The following is a 14,107-nucleotide window of genomic DNA, read 5'->3' on the forward strand; positions in this document are numbered from 1 at the left end:
ATATAAAATCTACTTTTTAAAAATATATATTACAATATAATTTAGGATTTTTCTTTATAATTAGTACAAATAAAGAGATAGTATAAATAATTTAAGTTTATATCTAAATTCAAAAAGATTATATAAAATGAGTACATAAAAATTTATAATTACTGTTGAACTGCATATGATATTTACTAAGAATTTATTATATATAAACTAATAAAAGTTTACATATAATAGTATAGATAAAAATCGTTAACTAAAAGGGGATATAAAAAGTGAATAAGAAAATAAGAAAAGCTATAATACCAGCAGCAGGTCTTGGTACTAGATTTTTACCTGCAACAAAGGCACAACCTAAGGAGATGCTTCCAATAGTTGATAAGCCAACTATTCAATACATAATTGAGGAAGCTATAGCTTCAGGCATTGAAGAGATTCTTATTATTACAGGAAGAAGTAAAAAGTGTATTGAGGATCACTTTGATAAGTCTGTTGAGCTTGAAATGGAACTTGAGAAATCAGGTAAGAATGAACTTTTAGATTTGGTTAGGGATATATCAGATATGGTAGACATTCATTATATAAGACAAAAGGAACCAAGAGGACTTGGACATGCTATACATTGTGCAAAGACTTTTGTAGGGGATGAACCTTTTGCTATACTACTTGGGGATGATGTAGTTTATAATGAGGAAAAACCATGTTTAAAACAGTTAATTGATTGTTATAATGAGTATAAAACTAGTGTATTAGGAGTTCAAACTGTTCCAGAAAGTCATGTTTCTAAGTATGGAATAGTAGATGGAAAATATATTGAAGGAAAGGTTTATAAGGTTAAAGGATTGGTTGAAAAACCATCTGTTGAAGAAGCACCTTCAAATGTTGCTATATTAGGAAGATACATAGTAACTCCAAGAATATTTGATATATTAGAAAATACTAAGCCTGGAAAAGGTGGAGAAATTCAATTAACAGATGCTCTTCTAGAACTTATGGGACAAGAAGCAATGTATGCTTATGATTTTGAGGGAAGAAGATATGATGTTGGAGATAAACTTGGATTCTTAGAAGCTACTGTTGAATATGCTTTAAGAAGACCAGAGCTTAGAGATGGATTTATTGAATATCTAAATAATTTATCAGAAAAAGAATCTTTATTTAGAAAAGAAGTTGAAAAAGAGATTATTACTGTATAATTTCCACTAATAGAATCCAGTAGAGAATTTAAATTAATTCTCTATTGGATTTTTTATTTAATAAGAGTAGAATTTGGAATATTATAGATATATTTAAAGAAACTTAACATAATATTACAGCTTTTTCTCCTACTAAAGCATATTTAAATAGTGAAGAGGTTTTAATATGTATTTATTGTTAAAAAATAGAAAATCATTTGTTATTCTGTTGAAATGTAAATGTTTAAATGATAAGATGAATTTACAATAAATAACATAACTTTATATATTATGAAAAATAAAAACTATTTAATTTAAAATTAAAAACATAACTAGGTATATTAATAGCTATTTAAAAATTCTGCATTTTAAGGGGGATAATTAGGTATGGCAGAAAAGAAGCAAAGATTTATTAATAAGACTGCTAGGGAACTTAGACTTTTGGGGGAAAAGGGAAATAAGGAAGCTTTAAATGAGTTAATTATTAGGGGTAAAAAGGGTGATAAGTGTGCTATGGCTGAGATTGTTTCTATTTATGAAGGATTAATTCATAAATACTCTACTAGGTTTTTTATTAATGGTTATGATGTTGATGATTTAAAGCAAATAGCTAGAAGTGTTATTATTGAATCCATAAGTAAATTTGATGGAGATCATGGTTCTGAGTTTATATTTTTTATTAGTACAAATGTTAAGAATAAACTTGGAACTATGTGTAAGAAGAAGGAGAATAGACTGGATTTTTCAAGTTTAGATAGTCCTATAGGGGAAGGTATTACTATTGGTGAGACAATTAAGGATGAGATCTCCATAGAGGATGAATATGTTGAGAGGGAAAAAATGAGAGCTTTCGTAAAAGCTTTAGCTAATATTTCAAAAAGCGATAGGGAATTTATACTTTATGTATACAGAGATAGAGGAAACTTTCAGAAATATTGCCAAGAGCATAAGCATATTACCACTTATTCAAAAGCAAGATGGAGAAAGGAAAGAATACTAAAAAAACTTAGGGAAGAAATGAAAAACTTTGAATAATATGATTTAACTATATATAAAGATCAAAGGAAAAAATTATAGGAGAAACTTAATATGGATAAGATTTTTATGAATTATTAAAATAGGCAATATCTTTTTTAGAAGAGAATTGTCTATTTTTATTTTTTTCTTTTAAATAAGCAGTGATTTTTAAGTAGTATTTTTATAAATAGAGTAAAGAAATAATTTATATTAATAGTTTTTTATAGTTTAATCTACAATTTATGTTGCTTTAAACTAGTTGAGATTAAAGCTATAAGCTTTAAATTTATTATTAATATTAAGCTGTGAGCATAATATGCGCATATAAATTCATTATAATTTAAATATAAATTAGTTTATATTTTAGTATTAATTTTTGTTTATATTCTAGTTAAGGATTAAGATATTAGCTATTTTTATTTGGATTAGGGAAGGTGAATTTATGAATAAGTTAAGAGAAAAGGGAGTTTCATTACTAGAGCCAAAGAATAAGGGGGTTCTTACAGTAAACTTTAAGCACCCTATTTTAAAGGATTATAAGGGAAATGGAAGAATTATAACTAAAAGTTTAGGCTCTGATGTAGGAAAGGATTATGAAGCAGCTAACAAGTTTCTTAATGAAATTAAGAGCATTATAAATAATAGTGATTGTTATGAAAATTATTACGGCTTTTTAAAAAGCTTAGAAAAGTATAGTGAGAAATCTATGAAAATTGTTTTTGATAATACTCATTTTATGGAAGAGTTTTATTATGATTTTAGAAAAAGTATTTTAGAAAAATTTATTGAAATTTCTCATAATAATATTAATAAGAAATTAGAAGAGGAATTAAAAGAGTTTTCTAAACTTCTTAAACTAGAAGAATTTGAATTGAGGGAGAATAGTAATAAATCCTTTGAAATTTTTATAAGAGAGGAGATTAGGTCTAGATTTAACTTTGAATTTAAAAAGAAAATTCAGTTATTAGGTGGGGATTATGAATATAGAAAGAAATTAATTTCTAATCTTATTGGATCAAGTGGAAAGTTTAGTGAAGGATATAAAAATACTAATGAAGCAAGAGAAGATAAATTGGTAAATAAGTTTTTTAATAATATAGGAACTCCAAATTTTGAAGTGTTTTTTAAAGAGGATTCTAATAAGTTTAAATTTGTTGGAACTCCATATTCACAATGTATTATTAATAAAAAAATAGAGCTTAAGGGGATTTTGGAAGAGTTTTTATTTAGGATAAATAGTTTAGATAATATTTTTCAATATAAGCTTGAGTTTAGGGAAAGAAAAAGCGGAAAAAGTTATGTTTTTAATAATAATGAGTTTTTAGTTAAGGGGAATTTGATTAATAATAAGGACTTAGATAATATTGGAGAGCTGGCTTATATTTATTTTCATATAGGTTATAAGGAGAATTATAAAGAAAAATCTCAAGAGGAATTAAAATCAAAGTTTTTTTATATATTAGAGAGTCTTTTTAATGAGAAGGATAATCCTAATAGCAGCAATTTAATATTTAGTGATATAAGATTGGAAGGAATTTTTAGGGGAGAAGAAATTTTACATAATAAAGAGAATGATTTTATTTTAGCCGATTATAGTGGAAGTATTAATGAGTTTAGAAATCAATTATTAAGTTATGAGACTAGGAAAAACTTAGCCAGTAGTGATGAGATAATATGGCTTTTTAATATTGAAGAAGAGGCTTTTGAAAGAAATTTAGAGGTTTTAAAATACTTAATTATAAATGGATATTTAAATAAAACTAATATATATATTTATGAAAAATCTATTTATAAGGATTATTTTTCTTCTGAATTTGATAATAATGAAAGTAATTTTATGAATGTATTAAATGGAAAAGAGGCATATAATATGCCTAATATTTTTAACTCTTTTTTGAAAGATAACTTTCAAAATTTATTGGAGGAATTAGGAGAGGAAGAGGCTTCAATAATAATTGGGGGAAGGGAAGAATATTATTTGAATTTAATAATGGAGAGAGTAATATTTCCCTATGATGAAGAGGAAAAGATAGTAAGTAATAAGGATATAATAGAAAAAATAATAAATCAAAGTGAAGAAGTTTTAATAAATAAAATAAAAGAAAAAAGTTTTCTAATAAATGAATATAAGCCATCTTATAAATATGGAAGATTAGCAATCTTATCTTTAGGAATTAACAGGAAAGTTAAGAGAGAATTTATAAGAAGAGTAAGAGGAAGCTATGATAAAAATCTTAAAGAATTTTCTTTAAGAATGGCTTATAACTTTGGAGGGAGAGAGTATAAAAGCCTATGTCCAGAGAAATTATTAGAAGCTTCAATAAAAAATAGTATAAAGACCTTTTTATTAAGCCCATATAAAATAAGAAAGGATATAAATATTTTAGAATTTGAAAAATCCATAGAATATATTATGGAAGGTATAAGTGAGGAAATAATAGAAGAAGTTAAGATTTTAATAAGAGAAGATAACTTATTGAAATGGAAGGAAGCAGCAGAGCTTTTAAAAGATGATATTATAGAGGGAAGAAATTTAATAGAAGAGATAATAGAAGAGACATTTGTAGTAAGTGATGATATCTTTAGAGAAGATAGAGTATTAAAAATAATAAAAGAGGTATTAAAAAATAATAGTATATTTAAAGCAATAAAGGGAGAGTTTTCTATATAAATAGTATATAATTTGAATTTTTAAATAAATTTATGCTATAATTTAAGCTGTAATTTTTTGGTGAGGGAGAAGTGTTAATGAATATATTATTAACTGGTGGAATTGGCTATATAGGAAGCCATACAATAGTAGAATTATTAAGGGATGATAATAATTCTGTGGTTGTTATTGATAACTTAATAAATAGTAGAAAAGAAGTTAAAGATATAGTTGAAAGAATAACAGGAAAAAGTATAAAGTTTTATGAAGGCGATTTAGTAAATTTTGAAGATATAGATAAGGTTTTTAAAAATGAAAAAATAGATGCTGTTATACACTTTGCTTCTCTTAAGGCAGTAGGAGAATCAGTAGAAAAACCTTTAGAATATTATAATAACAATATTATTGGAACTTTAAATCTTTTAACAAGTATGAGAAATCATAATGTTAAGAAATTTATATTTAGTTCTTCAGCTACTGTATATGGAGAAAGTGAAATAGTACCTGTACATGAAGGTCTTCAAGCAGGGTTTGCAACAAATCCATATGGTAGATGTAAGGCTATGATAGAGGATATTTTAAGAGATTTATATATATCAGATAATTCATGGGATATTGTACTTCTTAGATACTTTAATCCAGTTGGAGCTCATGAAAGTGGATTAATTGGAGAATTACCTAATGGAATACCAAATAATCTTATGCCTTATGTTTCAAAGGTGGCTGATGGTGAATTAGACTATGTAAGAGTATTTGGAGATGATTATAACACTCCAGATGGAACTGGTGTAAGAGATTATATACATGTTGTAGACTTAGCAAGAGGACATGTAGCAGCTATGAAAAAGTTAAAGGATGGTTCTGGGATTAGCACATACAATTTAGGAACTGGACAAGGATATTCTGTATTAGATATAATAAAAGCTTTTTCAAAGGCATCAGGCAAGGAAATACCTTATAAAATAGTAGACAGAAGAGCAGGAGATATTGCCATAAGTTTTGCAGATCCATCAAAGGCAGAAAAAGAACTTGGATGGAAGGCTGAGAAAAACTTAGAGGACATGTGCAAAGACTTCTGGAAATGGCAATGCGTTGGAATGAAAAACTTTAAATAAACTTCATATTAAGCTTTATTTTTAGTTAGTTTTGATTTTGAAATAGCCTTTCAGACCTAACTTAATTTCGCAAAGAGTTTCTATTATCTACTTTAGAATAATAGCTAAAGCTTTTAAACTCGCTATGTTCAAACAATAAAAGCTTCTTAACGCTATTATTCTTACGTATATAATGTAACACTAATTGCTTATTAAGATGGTCTTATAGGTCTATTTCAAAATCAAGGGCACTTTAACTTAGAACTTAATATTAAAATTTTGATTTACAAGGGGATAAGAGGATGAACAATAAAATAAGAAAAGCTATAATACCAGCAGCAGGTCTTGGTACTAGATTTTTACCTGCAACAAAAGCACAGCCTAAGGAGATGCTTCCAATAGTTGATAAACCAACTATTCAATACATAATTGAGGAAGCTATAGCTTCAGGTATAGAGGAAATACTTGTTATTACAGGAAGAAGTAAAAAATCAATTGAGGATCACTTTGACCGTAATGTGGAACTTGAAATGGAACTTGAAAAGTCAGGAAAAACTGAACTTTTAGATTTAGTTAGAGATATATCAGATATGGTTGATATCCATTATATAAGACAAAAAGAACCAAGAGGACTTGGACATGCTATCTACTGTGCTAAGACTTTTGTAGGGGATGAGCCTTTTGCAATATTACTTGGTGATGATGTAGTTTACAATGATGAGAAGCCATGCTTAAAGCAATTAATTGATTGTTATAATGAATATAGAACTAGTGTATTAGGTGTTCAAACTGTTCCAGAAGAAAATGTTTCTAAATACGGAATAGTTAATGGAAAACACATTGAAGGTAGAGTTTATAAAGTAAAAGGTTTAGTTGAGAAACCATCACCAGAAGAAGCGCCTTCAAATGTTGCTATATTAGGAAGATATATAGTAACCCCAAGAATATTTGATATATTAGAAAACACAAAACCTGGTAAAGGTGGAGAAATCCAATTAACAGATGCCCTTTTAGAGCTTATGAGCGAAGAAGCAATGTATGCTTATGACTTTGAAGGAAGAAGATACGATGTGGGAGATAAATTAGGATTCTTAGAAGCTACTGTTGAGTATGCTTTAAGAAGAGCAGATCTTAGAGATGGATTTATTGATTACTTAAAAGAATTATCTGCTACAGAAAATATCTTTACTGAAGCAAATGGTAAAGAAAAAAAGGATAAAGAAGAAGAGCTTGTAACAGAAGCTTAATTTTAGAAAGCTGTATCAAAATAACTCATGAAAAAACTTATAAACAACTAATTAATTTCTTTGATTTTATAATTAGGTTTGTAAGAGTTTTAAAGGGTTTTGATACAGCTTATTTTTGTAATTAATCTGATTAAAATAAGATGAAAGAGGTTATAATTAATGAAGTAATGTAAAGTTATTTATTCTATTTTTATGGGGTTTTGATCTATAAATATATAGGATTATCTTAATAAACAATAGAAATATTTCCAGTATGAATATTACAGTTAGAGATAAATATTCACTTAAATAATATATTAATTAAAATTTAGAATTAAAAGGAGAATTCATGATTATTATTTCTCAAAATAAATTTTTAACATTAGGAATTCTACTCTTTTGTTTATTTAGAGGAACAATTAAAATTAAAGGAATAATTAAAGAAGAATACACATATAAAAAAATATATTCTAATGAAGAGTTTATTTTTGATTTATTTTGTATTTACTTAATTGGAGTTGCTTCTAAGGTGTATTTTCCACTTACCATAGCTTGGGGAAATAATCTTATTTATAATCCGCCAGAAATTTGGCTTAGTCCTCTGTGGAGTATAAAGCAAATATACCATGAAGGAGGATTGCGAGATGTTATTTATCAGCTAATAGGAAATTCAATTATGTTAAGTCCAATGGCATTTTTTCTTTGCTATTTTTACAGTATAGATGAAGAAAAATTAACTTTAGGAAAAGGAATTATAGATAAAATCAATAAAATTTTAGAAAGCTTTGAATTGCAGAATAAAAATAAGTTAAAAGAAGATTCATATATACCTTCATTAAGTACAGTATTAAAATTCTGTTTTTTTATGTCTTTATTCATAGAGAGTTCCCAGGTTATATTATCTTTAGTTTTTCCTAATACAAAAAGGTTTTTTGAAGTAAATGATCTTATATGTAATACTTTAAGTGGAGTTTGGGGATATTATATTTATATTAAAATTGCTAAATTAAATATAATACCAAGAAAGATATTTAAGTTATAAAAATAAATGCAGATTTAGTAATAATTTAAACATAGGTGGTTATTCTAAAATGGTGTTATAAGTTTAAAAACGTATATAACTGAATTTAGATAATAATGAAGAAAAATAAGTTTATAACTTTCATAAGATTTTAAATGTTATATAGTTAAATACTGTTTGTTTTTAAAGGATATTGAGAAATATATAGAAATAAGAAATAACTGCATTTCTTGTAATGTAACTGAAGTTAGAAAGATATTAAGATATATATAGAAATAAAAAGTAAATTTTTTATTGAGTATATAAGTAGCCTAAGAGTATTTAATATAGAATTAAAAAATATTTTCTTAAAATAACATTTGACTTATTAGGTAATTAGGAATATACTTAATACAAGTCAGAGAGACAATTTAATGACGCGGGATGGAGCAGCTGGTAGCTCGTCGGGCTCATAACCCGAAGGTCGTAGGTTCAAGTCCTGCTCCCGCAACCACAAAAAGTTCTACTTTTTTAAGTAGAACTTTTTTTATTTAGAATAAATAAAACTACCTGCTATGGGGGTGGTCAATAAATTCTTATAAAATTATTGCAAGCCACCAGTTTTACAGGTAATTATGACTTTGTTTGATTATAAATTAGAAGATTTTTTATAGAGAATTTTTTATATCTCTACTTTAAATGAATATCATAATATATTTCTTATTAAATTTATATGTAATAATATTACTTTTAATAATATTAACGGAAAATATCTATATAATTAACTTTATTTACAATATTTAAATAAAATGTTAAAATAACATTTGGGAATTTTTAATATATTAGTTAAATTAAGTGGATTAATAGAGGTGTTTTATGAAAAAAGTAAGAGAAAAAGTGGCTATTGCCGTAGCTATAGCAAGTATAACTACTATATCTAGCTTTGTAATAAGCAATGGAAAGAAAGTTTATGCTGAAGAAGTAAGGGTTACAGCTACTGCTAATGTAGATAATATTAAAGGTAATGGAAAACAATTAAAAGATGAAAGTCCTAATGTAAATGCGCAAGAAGATAAAAATGTTAAGAATAAAGAAGTAAAAACTGATGGCGAAAAAGATGTAAAAGAAATTAAAAATGACAAAGATATTAAAGATAAAGATTCCAAAGAAGTCAAAGACGAAAATGCAGAAAAAGTTCATAATAATAAAAAGGATACTGTAAAAGAAGTAGAAAATAAAGCTGATCAAAATAATGAAGATAAAATAAATAAAGATAAGAACGTAGAAGTAAAAAGTGATGAAATAAAAACTAAAGACAATGAAACTTCCCAAAAAGATAAAGAAAGCAAGAAAATCGAAGAAAAAATAGAAGTAGGAAATAAGAAAGCTGAAGAAAAGTTAGATAAAAATGAAGCTTTAAAAAGTGATTACATAAATATTAATGAAGATGGACAAGCAGTAACAACAGGTACAGAAAGTCAAAATAATAGTGTAACTGATGAAAATAAAAAGGATGGATGGCAAACAATAGGTGGTAAAACATATTATTTTGAAAATGGAAAGGTATCAACTGGAAAGAAAGAAGTATATGATACTAAGAATGGAAAGTATAAAACATATTTTTTCAATGAGGATGGAACTCTTGTAAATAAGCCAGGAATTCACACTTATACTGAATATTGGGGTGAAAAAAGAAAGGTATATGTAAATAATAAGGGTGAAGTTGAAAGCGGTTGGAAAACAATAGATGGTAAGACATATTATTTTCATCAATATAATGGTATGGCAATTAATATTTGCGATATATTTAATGGTGATAAAAAAGAAACATATTTGTTTGATGAAGATGGTGTTTTAACAAAAGGAAATGGATTAAAAGAAATAGATGGAAAATGGTATTACTTTAATAAGGATAATAGCTTAGAAACTGGCTGGAAAGTAATAGATGGTAAAACATATTATTTTGATACGTATAGTGGTAGAGCAAAAGGAAGCACAAGAATATATGATTCTAATCATGAAAAATACAAAGTGTACCTTTTTAATGAAGACGGAGCTCTTATAACTGAACCAGGTATTCACACTTATCATGAAGATTGGGGTGGAGAAAGAAAAATATACGTAAATAATAGAGGTGAAGTCCAAAGTGGTTGGCAAACAATAGATGGTAAGACATATTATTTCGATGAAGATAATGGAATGGTAATCGGGATAAGAGAAATAAATAATGGTGATGAAAAGAAAACATATGTATTTGATGAATATGGAGTTTTAAGAAAAGGAAATGGATTAAAAGAGATAGATAAAATTTGGTATTACTTTAATAGTGATAATAGTTTAGAAATCGGCTGGAAAGTAATAGATGGTAAAACATATTATTTTGATAGGTATAGTGGTAGAGCAAAAGGAAGCACAAGAATATATGATTCTAATCATGAAAAATATAAAGTGTACTTTTTTAATGAAGATGGAGTCCTTATAACTGAACCAGGTATTCACACTTATAATTTAACTTGGGGTGGAGAAAGAAAGATATACGTAAACAATAAAGGTGAAGTTCAAAGCGGATGGCAAACAATAGATGGTAAGACATATTATTTCGATGAAGATAATGGAATGGTAATCGGGATAAGAGAAATAAATGATGGTAACAAAAACGAGAGATATTTATTTGATAATAATGGAGTTTTAGTAAAAAGTGCTGGATGGAAAGAAGTAGATGGAAGATGGTATTATCTTAATAATGATGGTAGCTTAGAATGTGGATGGAAAACAATAGATGGTAAAACATATTATTTTGATTCAAACAGTGGAATGGCTACTATGGTAAAAGAAATAAATAATGGTAGCGAAAATAAGATATATTTATTTGATAAAGATGGGGTTTTAGTAAAAGGTGCTGGCTGGAAAGAGGCAAATGAAAGATGGTATTATCTGAATAGCGATAATAGTTTATTATATGGCTGGCAAACAATAAATGGGAAAAAATATTACCTTGATAAGTATAATGGTATGGCAAAAGGATTAAGTTGCGTAAATATTAATGATAATTATGAAGTTTACTTATTTAATGAAGATGGAAGTTTAGTAACAGGAAGTGGTTGGAAACAGATAGATGGTAAGTGGTATTATTTCAATAATAATAATAGTTTAGTAAATGGTTGGAAGACTATTAATGGAAAGACATATTATTTTAGTTCTAACATGAGTATAGGACCAACTTTAATACAAGGTAATAGACCAGAAAAAGTAGATTTATATTATTTTGGAGAAGATGGAGAATTAATAAATAGAAAAGGATGGACAAAATTAAATGATAATTGGTTCTATTTTAATGATGATAGTTCCTTAAAAACTAAATGGCAAACACTAGGTGGAAAGACATACTATTTTAATGAAACAACAGGGGCTATGGCAACTGGCAAAAAAACTATTTATGATTACTTTAATCACGAGGAAAAAATATACTGTTTTACTTCTGATGGAGTATTGTTAAAAGGAAAAGGCTGGTTTAGTAAATATGATGAATATAATAATTATAAAAAAGTTTGGTGTTATATAGATGAAAATGGAGTTTTAAAAACAGGTTGCCAAACAATTAATGGTAAAGATTATTATTTTTATTGTGATGGAAAAATGGCTACTGGAATAGTTAATGTTGAAGGTGTTACAGGAAACCCTAAGTTCTATTATTTTGATAATAATGGAGAGTTATTTAAAAAAGAAGGATGGAAAAAAATAAATGAAAAATGGTATTATTTAAATGAAGATGGATCTTTAGCTAATGAATGGAAAAAATCAGGAAGTGATTGGTATTATTTAAATCCTAATTATGGAATGGCTATTGGTCCTACAAAAGTCCAAGATGATATGTGTTTAGGTATTAATGTATATTATTTTGAAGAAGATGGAAGATTAACTAATAGAACTGGGTGGATTAACCATATAAATGGAGAATTTAGTGATTGGTACTATGTTGAGAACGGTGGAAAGGCAGCATTAGGATGGAATAAAATCAATGGAACTTGGTACTATTTTGATAGTGATGCAAAAATGGTTACAGCTCCAACTAGAATATTTGATAAAGATAGTGCAAAAGATAAGATTTACTTCTTTGACAAAAATGGTGCATATAGAAGATATTCAGGATGGTATGAACTTAAACCTGTAGATGGAGAGCCATGTTGGTATTATTTTGGGGAAGATGGTTTAGCTAAAACAGGTTGGCAAACAATAAATGGAAATAAATATTGGTTTGCACCTAATGGAATAATGTGTAAAGGAATTAGTACTATTTTTGAAAATGAAGTTGAAGATGGTTGTTATAAAGTAGATTTACCAACATATTTATTTAATGAAAGTGGAGCTTTAGTAACTAGCGAAGGGTGGCATAAGGTTACTTTATATGATGGAGATAAATGGTGTTATATAGATAATACTGGAGTATGTAAAAAAGGATTAGCAAAAATAAATAATAAATATTATTATTTTGAACCTCATGAGGCGTTAATGGAAACAGGGGTAATTTCTATATTGGGGTTTAATGGAAATAAGGAAGCAAATTATTTATTTGATGATAGTGGAGAATTAAATACTTCAAAAGGATGGCATAAGTGCAAAGATAGATATAATTCTCATTATATTTGGTGTTATATTGGTGATAATGGTGAATTGGCAGAGGGATTTAAAGAAATAGATGGAAACAAATATTATTTTAAGAATGGAGTTATGAGCACAGGAAATACTCAAATAGAGGGAACCCAATATTACTTTAATGAATCTGGATTGATAGCAAAAGGTTGGAGTCAGAATAAAGATGGAGAATATTACTATACAGATAATAATGGTATTATTCAAAAAGGATGGCAAAAAATCAATGGAATTTGGTATTATTTTGATGAAGGTGGAGTAATGTCAACTGGTCCTAAATATATGTTTGATGAAAGCACTTATGACACAAAATTATATTATTTTGATAATAGTGGAGCTTTACAATATAAAAAAGGTTGGGTTAATCATATTGGAAAATATAATAATGACTGGTATTATATAAACTCAAATAATGAATTATCAACTGATTGGCAAAAGATAAATGGAACATGGTATTATTTCTATGAAAATGGAAAAATGGCAAAAGGCTCAATTGCAGTTGCTTATTCAAATGGTGATAAAAGATATTATTGTTTTGATAATAGTGGAGCATGGGTTACTAATCCAGGATGGCATTCATGGCAAGGTGAAGGTAATAAAACATGTTGGGCTTATATAAATAATGATGGAAGCTTGGCTGAAGGATGGAAAGAGATAAATAATAAATGGTATTATTTTTACAAAGAAAGCAAAGTTATGGCTACGGGTGCTGTTAAGGAATGGGATTATAAGACTAATAAACCATATATTCAACATTTCTTTAATGAAGATGGATCTTGGGATGATTCAGAAGGATGGAAGTCATTTAAGAATTTAGAATACTCACCAGATTTACAATGGGCTTATGTTGAATCAAATGGAATATTAGCTTCTGGATGGAAGAAATTAGGTGGACAATGGTATTACTTTGATGAAGGTACAGGCTTCATGGTTACAGAAAAGAGATATATTGATGGTAAGCTTTATGAATTTAATTCTAATGGTACTTTAAAAAATTAATTATAGGGCTGTTTTAAATAATATTTAAATAAAAGAAATTCTGTAAAACATGGGTTTTATACTACTAAGTATTTACTTAGTAGAATGAGGAGTTATATTTAAAGTAAGTTTATTAACTTTAAATATAACTCCTTTTTAATATTTTAAATGTTATCTAAAATATTAAAAGTTATATATTTAAATTTGATAAAATTACCTATATAATGCTATTAAAGGATAATTTGTATGTAGACTATTTAGATTTTTGATTTAATTTTTTATAATGAATTTAGTTTAAGGTTAATTGATGCTTTTATTTATAGCCTTTAGTA

At 26.9% G+C, this 14,107-nt stretch carries 7 protein-coding genes and 1 tRNA gene; all 8 read left to right on the forward strand.

The window, feature by feature from the left end:
* Positions 1–260: 260 nt before the first annotated feature.
* The 8 genes from galU (ACYUCG_RS10050) (at position 261) to ACYUCG_RS10085 (ending at position 13,796) form a co-directional block, all read left to right on the forward strand.
* Positions 261–1,181 (forward strand): UTP--glucose-1-phosphate uridylyltransferase GalU, encoded by a 921-nt coding sequence (gene galU / locus ACYUCG_RS10050; protein WP_208343171.1) that lies wholly within the window; start codon positions 261–263, stop codon positions 1,179–1,181.
* A 366-nt stretch (positions 1,182–1,547) separates the two neighbouring features.
* On the forward strand, positions 1,548–2,195 hold the full coding sequence (locus ACYUCG_RS10055; protein WP_460268544.1) for a sigma-70 family RNA polymerase sigma factor: 648 nt from the start codon (positions 1,548–1,550) through the stop codon (positions 2,193–2,195).
* Positions 2,196–2,619: 424 nt separating this feature from the next.
* Entirely contained in the window at positions 2,620–4,848 is a 2,229-nt protein-coding gene (locus ACYUCG_RS10060) for a hypothetical protein (RefSeq protein ID WP_460268545.1), read from the forward strand.
* A 77-nt stretch (positions 4,849–4,925) separates the two neighbouring features.
* Complete coding sequence (gene galE / locus ACYUCG_RS10065) at positions 4,926–5,942, forward strand: UDP-glucose 4-epimerase GalE (protein WP_460268546.1); 1,017 nt, start codon at positions 4,926–4,928, stop codon at positions 5,940–5,942.
* A gap of 281 nt (positions 5,943–6,223) precedes the next feature.
* Positions 6,224–7,168 carry a UTP--glucose-1-phosphate uridylyltransferase GalU gene (galU, locus tag ACYUCG_RS10070; protein ID WP_460268548.1) on the forward strand — a complete coding sequence of 315 codons (945 nt, stop codon included), beginning with the start codon at positions 6,224–6,226 and terminating at the stop codon, positions 7,166–7,168.
* Between the two features lie 328 nt (positions 7,169–7,496).
* Positions 7,497–8,189 (forward strand): VanZ family protein, encoded by a 693-nt coding sequence (locus ACYUCG_RS10075; protein WP_460268549.1) that lies wholly within the window; start codon positions 7,497–7,499, stop codon positions 8,187–8,189.
* Positions 8,190–8,585: 396 nt separating this feature from the next.
* A tRNA-Met gene (locus tag ACYUCG_RS10080) sits at positions 8,586–8,661 on the forward strand.
* A 362-nt stretch (positions 8,662–9,023) separates the two neighbouring features.
* Entirely contained in the window at positions 9,024–13,796 is a 4,773-nt protein-coding gene (locus ACYUCG_RS10085) for a cell wall-binding protein (RefSeq protein WP_460268550.1), read from the forward strand.
* Positions 13,797–14,107: the final 311 nt, after the last annotated feature.

The sequence above is a fragment of the Clostridium sp. CTA-17 genome (genome assembly GCF_054767895.1).